The organism is Chryseomicrobium palamuruense (genome assembly GCF_042649045.1).
Taxonomy (GTDB): Bacteria; Bacillota; Bacilli; order Bacillales_A; family Planococcaceae; genus Chryseomicrobium; species Chryseomicrobium palamuruense.
On record NZ_JBHSEF010000026.1, the window covers coordinates 135,554 to 154,824 of the forward strand.

Annotated in this window: 17 protein-coding genes; 16 read left to right on the forward strand and 1 reads right to left on the reverse strand. The window is 43.9% G+C overall.

The features are described from left to right. The first annotated feature begins 7 nt into the window (after nt 1–7). Entirely contained in the window at nt 8–1,237 is a 1,230-nt protein-coding gene (locus ACFO0S_RS13020; protein ID WP_378142532.1) for an aspartate kinase, read from the forward strand. 613 nt (nt 1,238–1,850) lie between these two features. Here ACFO0S_RS13020 and ACFO0S_RS13025 read toward each other — a convergent pair. Further along, entirely contained in the window at nt 1,851–2,243 is a 393-nt protein-coding gene (locus ACFO0S_RS13025; protein WP_378142533.1) for a YslB family protein, read from the reverse strand. A gap of 284 nt (nt 2,244–2,527) precedes the next feature. On the opposite strand from ACFO0S_RS13025, the gene ACFO0S_RS13030 reads away from it, so the two are divergent. From ACFO0S_RS13030 to hemA, 15 genes are all read left to right on the forward strand, one after another. Continuing rightward, nucleotides 2,528–3,139, forward strand: a complete 612-nt coding sequence (locus ACFO0S_RS13030; RefSeq protein WP_378142534.1) for a succinate dehydrogenase cytochrome b558 subunit — start codon at nt 2,528–2,530, stop codon at nt 3,137–3,139. Between the two features lie 39 nt (nt 3,140–3,178). Further along, nucleotides 3,179–4,936 (forward strand): succinate dehydrogenase flavoprotein subunit, encoded by a 1,758-nt coding sequence (gene sdhA / locus ACFO0S_RS13035; RefSeq protein WP_378142535.1) that lies wholly within the window; start codon nt 3,179–3,181, stop codon nt 4,934–4,936. 3 nt (nt 4,937–4,939) lie between these two features. Next, nucleotides 4,940–5,716: a succinate dehydrogenase iron-sulfur subunit gene (sdhB, locus tag ACFO0S_RS13040; RefSeq protein WP_378142536.1), complete on the forward strand. Its 777-nt coding sequence runs from the start codon at nt 4,940–4,942 to the stop codon at nt 5,714–5,716. A gap of 375 nt (nt 5,717–6,091) precedes the next feature. Then, on the forward strand, nt 6,092–6,538 hold the full coding sequence (locus ACFO0S_RS13045) for an acyl-CoA thioesterase (protein ID WP_378142537.1): 447 nt from the start codon (nt 6,092–6,094) through the stop codon (nt 6,536–6,538). A gap of 51 nt (nt 6,539–6,589) precedes the next feature. After that, nucleotides 6,590–6,802 carry a helix-turn-helix domain-containing protein gene (locus tag ACFO0S_RS13050; RefSeq protein WP_378142538.1) on the forward strand — a complete coding sequence of 71 codons (213 nt, stop codon included), beginning with the start codon at nt 6,590–6,592 and terminating at the stop codon, nt 6,800–6,802. Nucleotides 6,803–6,881: 79 nt separating this feature from the next. Continuing rightward, a complete protein-coding gene (locus ACFO0S_RS13055; protein ID WP_378142539.1) occupies nt 6,882–7,343 on the forward strand; it encodes a MarR family winged helix-turn-helix transcriptional regulator in 462 nt (153 codons plus the stop codon). A 9-nt stretch (nt 7,344–7,352) separates the two neighbouring features. After that, the gene (gene racE / locus ACFO0S_RS13060; RefSeq protein ID WP_378142540.1) at nt 7,353–8,147 is read left to right on the forward strand and encodes a glutamate racemase; all 795 of its coding nucleotides are present in this window, start codon (nt 7,353–7,355) and stop codon (nt 8,145–8,147) included. Nucleotides 8,148–8,197: 50 nt separating this feature from the next. Beyond that, nucleotides 8,198–8,953: a ribonuclease PH gene (gene rph, locus ACFO0S_RS13065; RefSeq protein ID WP_378142541.1), complete on the forward strand. Its 756-nt coding sequence runs from the start codon at nt 8,198–8,200 to the stop codon at nt 8,951–8,953. Beyond that, on the forward strand, nt 8,953–9,546 hold the full coding sequence (locus tag ACFO0S_RS13070; RefSeq protein WP_378142542.1) for an XTP/dITP diphosphatase: 594 nt from the start codon (nt 8,953–8,955) through the stop codon (nt 9,544–9,546). Before rph ends, ACFO0S_RS13070 begins: the two co-directional genes overlap by 1 nt. An 801-nt stretch (nt 9,547–10,347) precedes the next feature. Beyond that, nucleotides 10,348–11,343, forward strand: a complete 996-nt coding sequence (locus tag ACFO0S_RS13075) for a hypothetical protein (RefSeq protein ID WP_378142543.1) — start codon at nt 10,348–10,350, stop codon at nt 11,341–11,343. 96 nt (nt 11,344–11,439) lie between these two features. Then, on the forward strand, nt 11,440–12,723 hold the full coding sequence (gene tig, locus ACFO0S_RS13080; protein ID WP_378142544.1) for a trigger factor: 1,284 nt from the start codon (nt 11,440–11,442) through the stop codon (nt 12,721–12,723). Nucleotides 12,724–12,840: 117 nt separating this feature from the next. Continuing rightward, nucleotides 12,841–14,106: an ATP-dependent protease ATP-binding subunit ClpX gene (clpX, locus tag ACFO0S_RS13085; protein ID WP_378142545.1), complete on the forward strand. Its 1,266-nt coding sequence runs from the start codon at nt 12,841–12,843 to the stop codon at nt 14,104–14,106. Between the two features lie 302 nt (nt 14,107–14,408). Beyond that, nucleotides 14,409–16,742: an endopeptidase La gene (gene lon / locus ACFO0S_RS13090; protein WP_378142546.1), complete on the forward strand. Its 2,334-nt coding sequence runs from the start codon at nt 14,409–14,411 to the stop codon at nt 16,740–16,742. After that, nucleotides 16,729–17,325: a ribosome biogenesis GTP-binding protein YihA/YsxC gene (yihA, locus tag ACFO0S_RS13095; protein WP_378142547.1), complete on the forward strand. Its 597-nt coding sequence runs from the start codon at nt 16,729–16,731 to the stop codon at nt 17,323–17,325. Before lon ends, yihA begins: the two co-directional genes overlap by 14 nt. Before the next feature lie 550 nt (nt 17,326–17,875). Then, the gene (hemA, locus tag ACFO0S_RS13100) at nt 17,876–19,240 is read left to right on the forward strand and encodes a glutamyl-tRNA reductase (RefSeq protein WP_378142548.1); all 1,365 of its coding nucleotides are present in this window, start codon (nt 17,876–17,878) and stop codon (nt 19,238–19,240) included. Nucleotides 19,241–19,271: the final 31 nt, after the last annotated feature.

A 19,271-nucleotide genomic window follows, 5' to 3' on the forward strand; every position in this document is an offset into this window, starting at 1 on the left:
AAAGAGAATGGGAATTGTAGTTATGAAATTTGGTGGGACCTCTGTAGGTTCCGTAGAACGTATTCGAAATGTTGCGGCACGAGTCATTCGTGAACGCGAGTTAGGACACCACGTCGTGGTCGTTGTATCGGCGATGGGCAAAACGACCGATCATCTAGTAGAACTTGCGGAAGAAATCAGTTCCTCACCTTCGAAGCGGGAAATGGACATGCTGCTTTCAACAGGGGAGCAAGTCTCGATGTCGTTACTTGCCATGGCACTTGAAACACAAGGGTATCCTGCTGTATCTATGACTGGCTGGCAGGCGGAACTCCAAACGGAAAAAGTCCACAGAAATGCGCGCATTGTGTCACTAAAGGGTGAAAAGATTAAAGCACGTCTCGACGATGGCAATATCGTAGTCGCTGCTGGATTCCAAGGGATTACGGAAGACGGAGAGATTACGACACTCGGTCGTGGTGGTTCAGACACGACAGCGGTTGCCATTGCTGCAGCCATCGGAGCAGAGCGTTGTGACATTTATACAGATGTTGATGGCGTGTATACATCCGATCCGCGGTACGTTGAGGGAGCTCGAAAACTACAGTCTATTGAATATGATGAGATGCTAGAATTGGCAAACTTAGGAGCGGGTGTCTTGCATCCACGAGCTGTTGAGTACGCAAAGAACTATAAAATCCCGTTAACCGTCCGTTCGAGCATGTCGGACGAAGAAGGTACAGTGATTGAGGAGGTAACATCGATGGAGTCTAATTTAATTGTGCGCGGCGTCGCTTTCGAATCGGACGTAGTGCGTTTAACGATAAGTTACGAAAAGGCATTTAACGGGTCATTGGCACTCATTTTTACAACGCTCGCCAAACACAATATTGACGTGGACATTATCGTACAGTCAATTGTCGATGGTACTCGCCCAACCGTGTCCTTTACTATTAAGAAAGAGTCATTGTCAGAAGCGATTCAAGTACTTGAGGAGCGGAAAGCAGAACTCGGCTTCCATGTAGCAGATTTTGAAGTGGGTCTAGCGAAAGTATCGATCGTGGGCTCGGGCATGGTATCGAATCCCGGGGTAGCTGCTCAGATGTTTGATCGTCTGCGTCAAGAAGACGTCCCGGTAAAAATGGTCAGCACATCGGAAATCAAAGTTTCGGTTGTTGTGCCGCAGGACCGCATGATTGCTGCTGCGAATGCACTGCATGATGAGTTTCAGTTGTCGGAGCTTGAAGTGGAAGTGTAAAACTCAAATTGAAAAACACGAGACAAAAATTTGTATAGTGACCGACGGATTGAAAGACTCCGACGGTCACGTTAGGCATCCAACTTTGAATATAATTATAAAAATTGTTATTTCTTAAATTGCTACTATCGAATAAAGTGAGCTAAAACCTAAGACTTTTAGAAGTTTCCTATAATTATTTCTCCAGAGAATGAAACTTTTCCAAAGGCGAAGACTCCTGAAGCATCAGAGGATTCACGAGACCCCGCACGGGGGAGCAAAGCGCAGCTTTGGGTAACCCGGAGGAGGCTCGGGGATTCTCGCTTCGGAAAGCGAAGGCTTTGGGAAAGTTTCATGATGAAACACGTACAGTCCAAGGTGCGACCTCAGAAAAGCGAAGGTGTTAGCGAACTTTCTGGTCTTATAAACTATCTTCATCATTCACTAATAAAGAGAGTAGACGTTGCATAGATGCAATCCGGTCTACTCTCTTTTTTCGTTGTTAATTCAAATATTCGACACTTAAGTTATTTAGAATCGTTACAATTCTGTGAACATAAATGTCGAAAATTGTCTGAAAATGAGCATATTTTTATAAACCTTACGGGTTACGTATTACACTAAAAAAGAACAGCTATTCTGATTTCGCCGTAAAGACGATTGCCACTGATGTAATGTCATCTGCACACTCTGTCATTCGACCATTCATCATTTCCAATTGTTCAGCTAAGAACCCTGCTTCTAGTTTGAAACAACGATTGGAGCGTGATTCTGATAACAGCGTTTCATTTAAATGGTAAACAGCTTCATTTTTTGAATATTTCTGTAATGTCAGGTTCCCCCAACCGGCCTGTTGGAAAAAAGCTTCAATCTCTTCCGTGGAGTGACAAGGAAACTTGCGGGCGAGGTCTTTTCCAGACCAATACAGCACTTCCTGCTCGTGTTTACCAAGAAGTGAAGACAATAGATGATCACGAATGAGTTCATACCCGAAGGCAGGAACGTTTTTTTCTTTTATTTCTTCCATAGGGACCACTCACTTTCGAATTTCACGCTATTAGTATAGCATGTCAAAACCGTCAATGCGTATGTGAAAAAAGACACAACCTCACCGAAAGCCTTGATGTGTCTAGTGTTTGAGAAAGATTCTCAACCTTATCGTACCTTGACCTACCTATTTTAGGGGAGTACAATAGTTATGTTAAACAACAACTACGCTGCAAGCGCGTAAAGCGCTATCATTTGTGGCAAATCTATTGAATTCTACATCGCCGTATAATTCAATCGCAAAATTTGAGGGGGGTAACTATTTTGGCGAAAAACAATGAATTTCTTTGGCGCCGACTGCATTCCTTACTAGGAATTATTCCTGTAGGACTGTTTTTGACGCAACATTTGATCGTGAACCATTATGCAACACGAGGTGAACAAGCTTTCAACGATGCAGCACATTTTATGGAAAGCTTACCATTCCGTTATGCACTTGAGATTTTTGTTATTTTCCTACCATTAATGTTCCATGCATTTTACGGAATCTACATTGCGTTCACAGCAAAAAATAACACAAGCCGCTACTCAACATTCCGTAATTGGATGTTCTTTGCACAACGTGTTACGGGAATCTTCCTTGTCATCTTTATCGCATGGCACGTGTATGAAACGCGCTGGCAGGTGGCAATTGGTGCAGATACAGCTGACTTTAACATGATGGCTGAAATTTTAGCGAATCCATGGATGTTTGCTTTCTACGTTGCCGGTGTACTTGCTGCAACATTCCACTTAGCAAATGGTATCTGGTCATTCCTCGTAACCTGGGGAATAACACAATCTCCCGGTGCACAACGTATGGCTACATACATCACGCTTGGTATTTTCCTAGCACTTTCAGTAGTGGGAATCCGCGCATTACTCGCATTCGTTTAATGACCGACCACTACTAAAAAATTGAGGAGTGAAAAAAGCATGGCAAAAAGTAAATTGATCGTTGTAGGCGGAGGACTTGCTGGTCTTATGGCTACAATGAAAGCTGCGGAAAACGGTACGCCTGTTGACTTATTCTCATTAGTTCCAGTGAAACGTTCACACTCCGTGTGTGCGCAAGGTGGAATTAATGGTGCTGTAAATACAAAAGGGGAAGGCGACTCGACGGACAAGCATTTTGATGATACAGTGTACGGCGGTGACTTCCTAGCAAACCAAGGACCTGTAAAAGCAATGGCGGACGCAGCTCCTGGTATCATTCACTTATTCGACCGTATGGGTGTTATGTTCAACCGTACACCAGAAGGCCTTCTTGATTTCCGTCGTTTTGGTGGAACCCTTTATCACCGTACAGCTTTCGCTGGTGCAACAACTGGACAACAGTTACTTTATGCACTAGATGAGCAAGTTCGTCGCTATGAAGTTGATGGTCTTGTCTCGAAGTATGAAGGCTGGGAATTCCTAGGTATTATCAAAGACAATGAAGGCGTTTGTCGAGGAATTAAAGCGCAGAACTTGAACACTGGAGAAATCCAAGCATTCCGTTCTGACGCAGTTATTCTTGCTACAGGTGGTCCTGGAATCATCTTTGGTAAAACGACAAACTCCATCATCAACACAGGATCTGCAGCATCTATCGTGTACCAACAAGGTGCGAAATATGCAAACGGGGAATTCATCCAAATTCACCCAACAGCAATTCCTGGAGATGACAAATTACGTCTGATGTCTGAATCAGCACGTGGAGAAGGTGGACGTGTTTGGACCTACAAAGACGGCAAACCTTGGTACTTCTTAGAGGAGAAATATCCGGATTACGGGAACCTCGTTCCACGTGACATTGCAACACGTGAAATTTTTGACGTGTGTGTCAACCAGAAACTTGGTATCAATGGAGAGAACATGGTGTATCTAGACCTTTCTCATAAAGATCCACACGAGCTTGACGTAAAACTTGGTGGAATCATCGAGATCTACGAAAAGTTCACTGGGGATGACCCACGCAAAGTACCGATGAAGATCTTCCCAGCAGTTCACTATTCAATGGGTGGATTATGGGTTGACGAAGATCAAATGACAAACATCCCTGGTTTATTCGCAGCAGGTGAGTGTGATTACTCACAACACGGTGCGAACCGTCTAGGTGCCAACTCCTTACTTTCAGCTGTATTCGGCGGAAGCGTAGCGGGTCCAAATGCTGTGAAATACATGAAAGGTCTCGAGAAATCAGCCGACGATCTTTCAGACGATATCTTTGCTCGTGAAGTTCAGAAAGAACAACAAGAGTGGGATAAAGTATTGAACATGAGAGGTACGGAAAATGCGTATTTGATTCATAAAGAGCTTGGTGAGTGGATGACAGACAACGTAACTGTTGTACGTTATAACGACAAGCTTGAAGAAACAGATAAAAAGATTCTTGAATTGATGGACCGTTGGGAGCGCATCAACATGGACGATACACAGCAGTGGTCGAACCAAGGTGCTTCATTCACTCGTCAGTTAAAGAATATGCTTTACCTTGCACGCGTGATTACAATCGGTGCACTACAGCGTAACGAAAGTCGCGGAGCTCATTACAAACCGGACTTCCCTGAGCGTAACGACGAGGAATTCTTAAAAACAACGGTTGCTGAATTTGATGTGGCAACTGGAGCACCAATCATTACTTACGAAGAAGTGGATGTTTCATTGATCCCACCTCGTAAGCGTGACTATTCTTCTAAAGGAGGGAAATAATCAATGGTAACTGCAACTGAAGCGAAAAAAATTACTATTGAGATCCAACGTCAAGACACTCCTGACTCGGAACCCTACTGGGAAGCATTTGAGGTAAATTATCGTCCAAATATGAATGTGATTTCTGCTTTAATGGAAATCCGTCAGTACCCAGTAAATAAAGATGGCAAAGCCACCAAGCCGGTAACATGGGATATGAACTGTCTTGAGGAAGTATGTGGTGCATGTTCGATGGTGATCAATGGTCGTCCAATGCAATCATGTTCAGCGCTTGTGGACAAACTTGAGCAACCAATCAAATTGGCTCCTATGCGTACGTTCCCAGTCGTTCGTGACCTTCAAGTAGACCGTACGCGCATGTTTGATTCACTTAAACGTGTGAAAGCTTGGGTTCCTATTGATGGATCATATGATCTTGGAGAAGGACCACGTATGCCTGAGCGTAAACGCCAATGGGCTTATGAATTGTCGAAATGTATGACATGTGGAGTTTGTCTTGAAGCGTGTCCTAACGTGAATGACAAATCAGACTTCATGGGACCAGCACCATTATCACAAGTTCGTCTATTCAATGCACATCCAACAGGTGCAATGAATAGAGACGAGCGTCTAAATGCGATTATGGGTGAGGGTGGACTAGCGAGCTGTGGTAACTCACAGAACTGTGTAGTCGCTTGTCCTAAAGGTATTCCATTAACAACTTCGATTGCTGCTCTAAACCGCGATACTACGGTTCAAATGTTCCGTAACTTCTTCGGTTCAGACAACATGGTAGACTAATTTTAGATGTGAAGAACGCTCGTTCAGAAATCTCGTGAAAATCATGCGGCTCATATGAGGCGACAGATTTTTGCGTGTATTTCTAGCGTTCGCAACTCGATATTATTACTTGCCCTGCTACTTCTGTAGCGGGGTTTTTTAGTTTGATTTTCTATCATGAATCGTTCCAAAACCTTCGCTTTTCTGAGGGAGCACACCGGAGCCTCCTTGTCGTGGCCCCCGAAAGCTTGCGCTCCCCTAGGAAAAGGTGCTTGAGTGGAGTTGCGATTTAGGTAGCTGAACAATAAAATAAGAGTTCATTATCAAGTTTCCTCCGCTCACCAAACTATGGTATAGTAATGACTGAATAGTCATTCATTTTAAGGAGGAAGGACAATGCGTGCGAATTACATAGAGAATCTAGAAGAGTGGAAAAAAGGCTTCTCATTTTATTCAGAAGTAAGTGTTCGATTCTCAGAAACGGACATGTATGGGCATTTGAACAATACAGTGAACTTTGCCTACTTCGAATATGCGCGGATCGAGTTTTTCAAGCATATTCAGCTGATGAACGACTGGCTTGATCCGAAAGGGGATACGATTCCGGTTGTAGCAGATCTTCAATGTGATTTTGTACAGCAAGTATTTTTTGATGAGAACCTACGTGTCTATGTGAAGGCCAACTCTGTGGGTAATTCCTCAATGGACATCCACTATATGATGGTGAATGAGAAAGAACAAATTACATGTACGGGTCGCGGGACGATTGTGCAGATTCATCGCCAGACCGGTAAACCAGTTCCTTGGCAAGAAGATACAAAAAAACAGCTTCAAGAGGCGTAGTCACCGCTCCTTCCTGTCCTTCATAAAGTAAGGAGACAGGGAGGAGATTTTTTGTTCGAACCAAACTATTTTATACTGACTGAACGTGAACGAGATGTCTTTTCATTACTTGCGAGTGGAAAATCTACGCGAGATGTAGCTGAAGCACTCGCTATACGAGAGAAGACGGTACGGAACCATATTTCCAATGCCATCCAAAAACTTGGCGTTTCCGGGCGGAAAGCAGCTATTGAAGAATTGATTCGACTCGGAGAAATTCAATAAACCTGCCGTGTTTGCTTGCCAATTACCCAGAAACACGTCACAATAAGATGTACTAGGGAAGACAAAAGTGAGGGATTAGATGACGAACGAACAAAATCCACCGGTAACCCACAATGCGGACCGAGTGGCCGTCTTAGAAAAAGAACTACGCTACATTTCCGGAGTAATTAAACAAAAAGGAAGACAAATTTTAAATTCCTATACAATTACACCACCCCAATTTATAGCGCTTCAGTGGCTGCATGAATCAGGGGATATGACAATTGGTGACCTATCAACTAAAATGTATTTGGCATTTAGTACGACAACGGATTTAGTGGACCGTATGGAAGCTAATTCCCTTGTCCAGCGTGTACGTGATGAATCCGATCGTCGTGTTGTGCGCATTCATCTATTAAAAGAGGGCGAACGGATCATTGAAGACGTGATTAGCAAACGCCGGGAATATTTAACAGCAGAACTTGAAACATTTACAGAACAGGAAGTCGAGCAATTGACAGAACTGCTTCATAAATTGCACAAAGAAATGAAAAAGAACTGAGGAATTTTTGTGGATCGACCGATTGGTGTACTAGATTCCGGAGTAGGCGGGTTGACGGTAGCGAAAGAGATTATGCGCTTACTACCAAACGAACAAATCATTTACGTCGGAGATACAGCTCGCTGTCCATATGGCCCGCGAAGTCCGCAGGAAGTTCGTAAATTTACTTGGCAAATTTCGCTTGCGCTGCAAAAAATGAATGTGAAGATGCTTGTGATTGCATGTAATACAGCGACGGCTGTAGCTCTCAATTCATTAGCTCGGAAAATGCCTTTTCCGGTTCTCGGTGTTATTTTTCCGGGAGCACGGGCAGCTTCAAAAGCGACAAAGAGTCATAAAGTAGTCGTCCTTGGAACACAAGGAACGGTAAAGAGTGGAGCCTACGAGTATGCCATTTCAGCGCTCAGCTCTTCCTGTCACGTTGAGGCACTGGCGTGTCCGACATTTGTGCCACTAGTGGAAAGTAATGAATACGACGGAGACTTTGCGTACAAAATGGTGCAAGAGGCGCTTGCTCCTCTCAAAATAAAAAGCTTTGATACAGTCATTTTAGGCTGCACGCATTATCCACTTCTCCAACCTCATATTGAAAAAGTGGTCGGTCCGGGTGTGACAGTGCTGTCTTCTGCAGAAGAGACAGCGAATGATGTCAAAGACTACTTAGATTTTCACAAGCAGCACAATCCGGATCAACTTATCAAACAGCCCATCTTTTATACGACAGGTTCAATTCCGATGTTTAAAGATATCGCGGAACGTTGGCTTGAGCTCGAAGATGCGGATGTCCGACGCATACAATTTTGACCCTCAGCAGGCTATCCTGAAGAGGGTCTTTCTACGAAAGAAGGGTACTCATGAGACATGATGAACGAACAGCAGAAATGATACGACCAGTGGAATTTGTAAAAGATTTTATAATTCACCCTGAAGGATCTGTCCTCATTACAGTGGGACAAACAAAAGTGATTTGTAATGCAACGATTGAAGAGAAGGTCCCCCCATTCTTGCGTGGACAAGGAAAAGGCTGGATCACAGCGGAGTATTCCATGTTACCTCGTGCAACACACTCCCGTTCTCCGCGTGAAGCGGCGAAAGGGAAAATTGGTGGTCGGACAATGGAAATCCAGCGTCTGATTGGACGAGCACTGCGCTCTGTCGTTGATTTAGAGGCACTTGGTGAGCGAACGATTTGGGTCGACTGTGATGTCATCCAAGCAGATGGCGGAACGCGTACCGCATCCATTACAGGCGCATTTGTCGCGATGACAATTGCAGTTGGAAAGCTTGTGGAAGAGAAACAATTGCCGGTGTTTCCTGTAAAGGATTTCTTAGCGGCGGTCAGTGTCGGTCTACTGGAAGAAGGTGCGGTAGCCGATCTTGATTACGTGGAAGATTTCGCGGCACTCGTCGATATGAACTTGGTGATGACAGGAAATGGAGAACTGGTTGAGATTCAAGGAACAGGCGAGGAAGCTACATTTTCAAGAAGCCAACTGAATGACTTATTGGATCTAGGGGAAGCAGCGATTCAAGAGTTGATTGTGAAACAAAAAGAAGTACTGGGTCCCCTTGCTGCTGAAGTTGGCATTCAAACAGGAGGACTGGCGTAATGAAAGAACTTATAATCGCAACGAAAAACCAGGGGAAAGCAAAAGACTTTGAATCAATCTTTGGTCCACTTGGGTATACTGTGAAGACATTAAATGATGTGGCGAGTCACATAGATGTGGAGGAGACAAGTTCGACGTTTGAAGGGAATGCGATTCTAAAAGCGGAAGCACTCGCAAAGGAACTCCATACATTTGTCATTGCAGATGACAGTGGACTGGAAGTCGATGCACTTGATGGCGAACCAGGTATCTATTCGGCTCGTTATGCTGGAGAAGCGAAAGATGACAACGCGAATATGGACTTGTTGCTTCAAAACCTTGAAGGTATAGAGGATGAAAAACGCACGGCACGCTTTGTTTGTGCGATTGCAGTAGCGGCTCCAGGTAAAGAAACGGAAACGTACCGCGGAACGTGTGAGGGTCGTATTGCTTTTGAACGTAAAGGAGCGTACGGATTTGGCTATGATCCGATTTTTTGGGTACCTGAGCTAGGCAAAATGATGGCAGAACTGAAGCCCGAGGAAAAAGCAGCCATCTCCCACCGGGGTCAAGCGATTCGTAAAGTACACGAAGCATGGAACTTCGAAAATTAATTTTTCTGAAATACCATTGACTTTGAGTTGAGCTCTACTTATAATGAAAAATGTCTTTCCTGTCAGATGGTGGGGAAGTACTTTGACTCTGTAGCTCAGCAGGATAGAGCAACGGCCTTTAATGTTAGGAGCCTCTATAGGGAAACCAAAACCTATAGAGTGGACGACACTGTATCGGTGAACCCTTCCAGGTTATGCTGATGGCAATACCGAGGAAACTTACGATCACTTTGTGATTAAGGCATAGTGAAGGTTCCATTCTTAAGTGATGGAAGGTAATTGTGCTAAAGAGTAATCAACTTATTGATTACTGTGAGGTTCCGTAGAGACTATACGTGTCGCACCTGAAATGGTGAAGATATAGTCCAGACCACAAACAAATCTGTTTGGTGACGAAAGTCATAGTGGTAAGCTAAGCCGTCGGTCGGGGGTTCGAATCCCTCCAGGGTCGTACATCAAGAGCCTTCTTCTTTCTATATCAATGGAAAGAGGAAGGCTTTTTATTTTATTCACTTTAGATGTTTTATCATTCCACAGAACGACACTTTCCTAGGGGAGGGCATCTCAGCCACACTCTGTTTCCTGGGAAAGTGCACTTCTGCTCCATTACATTTATAATAGATGTAACAAAAATATTTGAATGTGTTCCTAGTCTACTCTTGAATGAATAAAACCACTATGTATTAAGAATAGTTATGAATTCGAGGAAACTACGAAGACTTCCAAAGGTGCGCCTTGGAAAAGTGAAGTGGTTTCTGAAGGTTCGTTAAGTGATCCAGACCTACGAAAGCAGGTGAATCCATGAAAAAGCACAAACCGGAACAACGAGGCAACATGGTTATTTTCCCTGGCGCCTTTATGACACAGCTGGACAAAGCCGCACGCGCCGCCGACCGGCATGATTTTATGGAAGCCGTACGGCAATTTGAAATCGCGAAAGAACTCGGTGAACTTGAACCGGGCATGCAGCTCGTCTTTGCCTATTCCCTCTATGAGGTACGGCAATTTGAAAAGGCGCTGCTCATCTGTGAATCTCTTCTTCATGAAGGGTATGAAGAATATGAAGAACTAATGGACCTTTATGTTACGCTTCTCGTCGAGCTCCGACGATTTGAAGAAGCAGACGCATTGATCTCTACACTCATCGAAGAGCGCGTGTTATCTCCAGAACGGAAAGAGAAATGGTTGCACCTCCGGGACCTCAGTGGTCGTCTTGCAGCAAACGCAGAATCTAAACCCATTCCGGAACCGCTTGAGGAATTGGATGCTGAACTTTATAGCCTCGAAAATTTCTTGACCTATCCGCTTATCAAGCAGTATCAATTGCTTCTTTCTGCTTTTGAAGGAGATTGTCAGAAGCTTGAAGACGAATGGCGTAGTATTGTGGAGCAGCAGACCATCCATCCCGTCGTCCAGACGCTAGCACTACTTCTCCTCATGTCGACAGACAGTACAGAACTTGTGCGTGTTCGGAAGTTTAATTGGGACCAGCCGTGGATTCCGGCCGCTTTGGATGAACCATTCGACAATGCTCGCTTCCTTGACCTTGTCAAAAAGATTGAAGAACGTCTGGAAAAAGAACCAACTGCGTATTTACTCATTCGCGACACGTTCCAGCACCATGCCTATCTGCAATACCCGTATGTATGGAATGGCTATGCGGATGAGGATGTCGTCGAAGGATACGAGCTCTATTTCAAACAGCTCCTCTCGGGGAATGTACAGAAGAGTGAGCACCGAGTGTTAAACATGATTCGGAAGATTGACCAACTGTATGCGCTACTAGAAATTGAATAGGTTGAAAGTCGACTGAACTATGGTATAATGTACAAGTTGTCAATAGAATACATTGATTAAAATCAAAAATGAAACCAATTGTTGGAGGTAGAATATATGTCAGCGAAATGGGAAAAACAAGAAGGAAATGAAGGCGTATTAACGTTTGAAGTTTCTGCAGAAGAATTTTCAAAAGCAGTCGATCAAGCATTCAAAAAAGTTGTAAAAACAATTAATGAGCCAGGATTCCGTAAAGGAAAAATGCCTCGTCAGTTATTCAACAAAAAATACGGTGAAGAAGCTCTTTATCAAGATGCAATCGATATCGTACTTCCTGTAGCGTATACAAAAGCTTTAGATGAATCAGGAATCGACCCTGTGGATCGTCCAGAAATCGACATTGAGTCACTTGAAAAAGGACAACCTGTTGTATTTACAGCAAAAGTAACTGTGAAACCTGAAGTGAAACTTGGCGAATACAAAGGCTTAGAAGTAAAGAAATTAGAAGAAACGGTTACTGAAGAAGAAATCAACGAGCAATTAACAAACCACCAAGAGCGTCTTGCTGAAATGTCAGTAAAAGAAGATGCAATTGTAGAAGGCGATACTGCAACAATCGATTTCGAAGGTTTCGTAGGTGAAGAAGCATTCGAAGGCGGTAAAGGTGAAGACTACGAATTAGAAATCGGATCAAACACATTCATCCCTGGTTTTGAAGAGCAATTGGTTGGTGCTAAAACTGGCGACGCGAAAGACGTAGTAGTTACATTCCCAGAAGAATACCACGCAGCAGAGCTTGCTGGTAAAGAAGCAACTTTTAAAGTGACTGTAAAAGAAGTCAAAGGAAAAGTTCTTCCGGAATTAAACGATGACTTCGCAAAAGAAGTTGACGAAGATGTAGAAGGCTTAGATGCTCTTCGTACAAAGTTAACAGAACAAACAACTGAAGAGAAAAAACAAACGGCTGCACAAGCACTACGAGACGATTTAGTTGAGCAAGCTGCTGCAAACGCTGAAGTGGATATTCCTGAAGCAATGGTTACTTCTGAAGTAGACCGTATGCTACAAGAGTTCGGGCAGCGCCTTTCGCAACAAGGTATGAACCTGGATCTTTACTACCAGTTCTCTGGTCAAGATGAAGAAGCGCTTCGTACACAAATGAAAGAAGATGCAGAAAGCCGCGTTCGTGTTTCTCTAACTCTTGAAGCGATTGCTGCTGCTGAGAACATCGAAGTGACAGAAGAAGATGTGAATTCTGAACTTGAAAAGATGACTGCTCAGTTCGGTATGTCAGTTGATCAAATCAAAACAGCTTTAGGCGGAACTGAAATCTTAGAAAACGATATCCGTTTCCAAAAAACAGTTGAGTTCTTAGTAGACAACGCAAAAGTAACTGAATAAATAGAAGTATTCAGAACAAGGTGCAGAGAATTCTGTGCCTTGTTCTTTACATAATCTTTTCATTTGCTATACATACCACAATCTTGTAAACTAAATCTCTGAATAGGGGTGAGTACAGTGTTCAAATTTAATGATGAAAAAGGGAACCTTAAGTGTTCGTTCTGCGGCAAACCTCAAGAACAGGTTCGCAAACTTGTTGCTGGCCCTGGCGTATATATTTGTGATGAATGTATCGATCTTTGCTCTGAAATTGTAGAGGAAGAACTGGGAACAGAAGAAGAAGTCGAATACCGAGAAGTTCCAAAACCAAAAGAAATTCAAGGCATCTTGAATGAGTATGTCATTGGGCAAGACCGCGCGAAAAAAGCACTCGCGGTAGCCGTATATAATCACTATAAACGCATCAATTCCAACAGTGTGATTGATGAAGTTGAGCTTTCTAAATCCAATATCGTGCTAATCGGTCCTACTGGAAGCGGGAAAACGCTTTTAGCTCAGACACTTGCACGTATTTTAAATGTACCTTTTGCCATTGCGGACGCAACATCGTTAACGGAAGCTGGATACGTAGGGGAAGATGTAGAAAACATCTTACTAAAACTGATCCAGTCAGCTGATTACGATATTGAACGAGCGGAAAAAGGAATCATCTATATCGACGAAATCGATAAAGTTGCACGTAAATCGGAAAATCCTTCGATTACACGTGACGTGTCAGGGGAAGGTGTACAACAAGCCCTTCTCAAGATCTTGGAAGGCACAACTGCAAGCGTCCCACCACAAGGTGGTCGTAAGCACCCACACCAAGAATTCCTTCAAATTGATACAACGAATATCTTGTTCATCGTCGGTGGTGCATTTGACGGCATCGATTCGATCATCAAGCGTCGTATGGGAGAAAAAGTCATTGGATTCGGTTCCGACCCGAACAAAAAAGAACCAGAAGCAGGCAGCTTAATGAGCCACTTGATTCCAGAAGATCTTTTAAAATTCGGTCTCATTCCGGAATTTATTGGTCGTTTACCAGTGCTTGCTAGTTTGGAGACGTTAAATGTAGAAGCGTTGATTCAGATTTTAACAGAACCTAAAAATGCACTTGTTAAACAATATGAAAAAATGATGGAACTTGATAATGTCAAATTAACTTTTGAAGAGGATGCATTACGTGAAATTTCGAAACTTGCGATTGAGCGTAAAACGGGTGCTCGTGGACTTCGTTCCATTATCGAAAATATCATGCTTGATGTAATGTTTGAACTGCCGTCTCGTGAAGACATCGTCGAATGTATCATCACAAAAGAAACGGTAACTGAAAGCAAAAAGCCGAAGTTAATCAAAGAAGACGGGACAGAGTTCCAGTCAGATGCGAAAACTTCTGCATAATAGATGACATCAACAGCTGGCTTTCCATGAGCTCGTATAGAGCCTTTCGGAAAGTCAGTTTTTTATTTTAGATGTGGAGAACGCTCGCTGATACATACTATCGAGTTGCGCAGACTTGAAATCCATGCCAAATGTCATCGCGGCCATAGAAGCAAAAAGCGCTTCTCTGGCCACGCTGATATTTGACCGAATTTCAGAACAGTCTGCTCCACATCTAAATTCTAATCACTAGGGTTAAATGACCATTTTCGAGTATACTAAAGAACAGAATGGTCACTAGTACCATGAAAGGTGGAATCGTCATGACCTCACAAGATTCAACACGTTATCCGGTACTGCCGCTGCGCGGTTTGTTGGTCTTCCCATCAATGAATTTACATATTGATGTCGGCCGCAAGAAATCGATGGCAGCGCTGCAAGCCGCGATGAAAATAGATGAGAAAATTGTATTAGTTGCCCAGCGCGATATGGAAATGGACAACCCGCTCGAAAAGGACTTGTATAATGTCGGTATTTTGGTACACATTAAGCAATTAATTAAGCTGCCAAATGGCACGATGCGTGTACAAGTCGAAGGCGTTGAACGTGTTTCTTTTGTTGATTACCACGAAGAGAAGGCCTTTGATCAAGTGACTATTCAGTTCCACGCGGATGCGAAAACACCAACGCAAGAACAAGAAGCCCTTATGCGCACTCTTGTGGAAAGTTTTACGAAATTCAGTAAGCTCTCCAAACAAGTATCGGAAGAGTCTTCCCGTGCAGCCGCGCAGATTACGCAACCTGGTCTTTTGGCAGATACTGTCGCGACACATCTTCCGCTTCGTATTTCTGACAAACAAGCAGTGTTAGAAGCCTTCGATGTGACCGAGCGTATGGTGTTCTTGATTCAAAAGCTCGAGAATGAAAAAGAAATCCTGGACATTGAAAAGAAAATCCAAGTACGAGTAAAAAAAGCAATGGAACAAACGCAAAAAGAGTTTTACCTGCGTGAACAAATGAAAGCCATACAAACGGAACTTGGCGACAAGGACGGAAAGTCAGGCGAAGTGTCTGAACTTCGAAAGCGCATTGACGCAGCTGGTATGCCTGAAGCCGTAAAGAAAAATGTGTTGAAGGAACTTGAACGTTTTGAACGTGTACCTGCACAGTCGCCGGAAAGTGGCGTCGTCCGAAACTATTTAGAATGGATGACTTCGGTTCCTTGGTCGAAGAGAACAGAGGATGTACTCGATATCAACCGTTCGGAAGAAATCTTGAACCGTGACCATGACGGGTTAGATAAAGTAAAAGAGCGAATTTTAGAGTATCTTGCTGTACGTCAATTGACTCAATCTCTTCGCGGACCGATTCTATGTCTTGTTGGTCCGCCGGGGGTAGGGAAAACATCCCTTGCGAAATCAGTCGCAGAGTCACTGGACCGTAAATTTGTCCGTGTCGCACTTGGTGGCGTCCGAGACGAATCCGAAATCCGTGGTCACCGCCGCACATATATTGGTGCGATGCCAGGCCGTGTCATTCAAGGAATGAAAAAGGCAGGAACCATCAATCCAGTGTTCTTACTCGATGAGATTGATAAGATGTCGAATGATTTCCGTGGAGACCCGTCTTCAGCAATGCTTGAGGTACTTGATCCGGAACAAAACCACTCGTTCAGTGATCATTACATCGAAGAAGCATACGACTTATCGAATGTGTTATTTATCGCTACAGCGAATGATTTAGGTTCGATTCCGGGTCCACTGCGTGACCGTATGGAAGTGATTTCACTTGCCGGATACACGGAAATGGAAAAAGTTGATATTGCTGAGCACCATTTGTTGCCGAAACAAATGAAAGAACATGGTCTGACGAAGTCAAAGTTGTCCATCAAGCGCGACGTGTTGCGTGATGTCGTCCGTTATTATACGCGTGAAGCCGGTGTTCGTTCACTCGAGCGTACGATTGCAGGGCTTTGCCGTAAAGCTGCGTTACAACTCGTAAAAGGTGATAAGAAAAAGGTAACGATTACGGCAAAGAACTTAGAAGACTATCTTGGCAAACGGAAGTTCCGTCATGGGCAAGCGGAGAAGTCAAACCAGGTCGGTGCAGCGACGGGTCTCGCGTATACATCTGTTGGTGGGGATACACTTCAAATTGAAGTGTCGCTTTCAGCCGGTAAAGGCAAATTACTTCTTACAGGAAAATTAGGAGATGTCATGAAAGAGTCTGCGCAAACAGCGCTATCTTATGTGCGTTCTAATGCGGAAGCACTTGGCATTGATTCCGATTTCCATGAAAAATATGATATTCATATTCACGTTCCGGAAGGGGCCATTCCAAAAGACGGGCCATCTGCAGGAATTACGATTACAACCGCACTCGTTTCCGCGTTAACAGGACGTCCTGTGAAACGAGAAGTCGGGATGACAGGCGAAGTAACTCTACGTGGTCGGGTGTTACCAATTGGCGGACTCAAAGAAAAAACATTAAGTGCACATCGTGCTGGTATCGACACCATCATCCTACCGAAGGACAATATTCCGGACATGGATGACATTCCAGATAGTATTCGTGAAGAATTAACGTTCCATCCCGTCTCTCAAGTGGAAGAAGTACTAGCCATCGCACTCGAGGAGGGCAATTATGCAAATTCATAATGTCGAACTACTGATCAGTGCTGTGCGACCAGAACAGTATCCGGAATCCGGATTACCTGAGATTGCACTGGCAGGACGTTCGAATGTCGGAAAGTCATCATTCATCAATCGGATGATCGGACGTAAGAGCATGGCACGTATTTCATCAAAACCAGGAAAGACACAAACACTGAACTTCTATAAAATTGAAGAGCAATTAGTGTTTGTCGATGTGCCAGGATATGGTTACGCAAAAGTCTCAAAATCCGAGCGCGCAGCGTGGGGCAAAATGATTGAGACGTATTTCACTTCCCGTGAAGAGTTGAAATCGGTTGTTCTGATAGTGGACTTGCGCCACGAACCAACGAATGACGACATGATGATGTACGACTTCTTAAAGCACTACTCCATTCCATGTATCATTATCGCCACTAAAGCCGATAAGATTCCAAAAGGAAAATGGGAGAAACACAAGAAAGTTGTCAAAGAAACGCTCGATATGGACCCATCCGATCCTCTGGTATTGTTCTCTTCAGAAACCGGCAAAGGTCACGACGAAGCGTGGGCCGAAATTCAACGAGCGATTGGTGAGAAAACAGAATAAGTCCTAAGTTTATTAATCATGAATCGGCCCAAAACCTTCGCTTTTCTGAGGGAGCACGCCGAAGCCTTCTCCGGAGGGGCTTCGACGCACTCTGACTCTCTAAAAGCCTTCGGTTTTGGGTCGATTCATTCTCTATTTTTTTACATTGTGTAACGCTCATCGTCTATCTAGTCAGGGACCCAGGGTCGGACCGTGTCGTCGTCCTACTCGGCAACCCAGGGTCGGACCGTGTCGTCGTCCTACTCGCTTTCCTACTCGGCGACCCAGGGACGGACCGTGTCGCCAACCGTGTCGCCAACCGTGTCGCCAACCGTGTCGCCAACCGTGTCGCACATATGTTTCACGCCCAGAATCGAGGGAATACTCTGTAAAAGGGCGATGCGTTGTCGAATCTCCTTGTCTTTGCTATAATTTATTTAGAATCATTCTAAAGTGGATTATCAAGCAATCGTTTCTTTCATACAGTGTTCACAAATACCAACGTATGAAGGGTACACACTATGGTATACTCATTACTAGTTAAATGGACGTATAAAGGAGCTATGACGCAATGAACACACTTGTGGTCGGTGTCAATTACCGAACAGCGCCTGTTGAAATTCGGGAAAAGTTGTCGTTTATTGAAGCGGAACTGCCGAATGCAATGGAAGCGCTACAGGAACAAAAAAGCATATTAGAAAACGTGATTGTCTCTACGTGTAACCGTACAGAAGTCTACGCAACTGTAGATCAGTTACACACGGGCAAATACTATATCAAACAATTCCTCGCTGCATGGTTTGACTTAAGCATCGATGAATTGTCTCGTTATGTCTTCGTTAAAGAAGAAGACGAAGCAAAGAAGCACTTGTTCAAAGTATCTGCAGGAATCGATTCGATGGTTCTTGGGGAAACACAAATTTTAGGACAAGTGAAGAAGAGCTTCCTATCCGGTCAAGAGCACGGAACAACAGGGACTGTTTTCAATCAACTGTTCAAACAAGCGGTGACGTTCGCGAAACGTGCCCATGCCGAGACAGCAATTGGTGAAAATGCCGTATCCGTTTCGTATGCAGCAGTTGAACTTGGTAAAAAGATTTTTGGGTCGCTCAAAAACAAGCATATCGTGATTTTAGGCGCAGGAAAGATGGGCGAACTAGCCATTCAGAATCTTCATGGTTCCGGAGCGGGCAAAGTGACTGTTATCAATCGCACATTTGAAAAAGCAGAAGTCCTTGCAGAAAAGTTCAATGGACAAGCAAAACCGTTAGATGAGCTACAATGTACGCTTCTCGAAGCAGACATCTTGATCAGTTCAACAGGATCTTCGACGTACGTCATTGATTATCAACTGATGCAGTTTGTGGATAAATTACGTAAAGGTAAGCCACTCTTTATGGTCGATATCGCGGTTCCACGTGACCTTGATCCTAAAATCGGCGATCTTCCGAATGTGTTCTTATATGATATCGATGATTTACAAGGAATCGTCGAGGCAAACCTTGCGGAACGTAAGCGTGCAGCTTCTAAAATCGAAGAGATGATTGAAGGTGAAATCGTTGCTTTCAATGATTGGATTGCGACGCTTGGGGTCGTTCCTGTGATCTCGGCACTTCGTAAGAGAGCAAGCTCGATTCAACAAGAGACGATGGCATCGATTGAAAACAAGATGCCAGATTTAACAGACCGTGAAAAGAAAATTTTAAACAAGCATACAAAATCCATTATTAATCAGCTATTGAAAGAGCCGATCTTACAGGCGAAAGAGCTTTCTACAAGTCCGGAAGCTGCGAAGCAATTGGCGTTGTTCCAACAAATCTTTGGCATCGAAGACGATGTGCAAGAAGAAGTGCAGTTGGCAAGCCAAAAACTTAAAGCAGCGAAATCGGTTGAAGTTGTAGAGGAAACCTCTCTTCGCGGAGAATACTCTTATTAAGCAATCAAAAGGCGTTTCTCAAATCTATTTA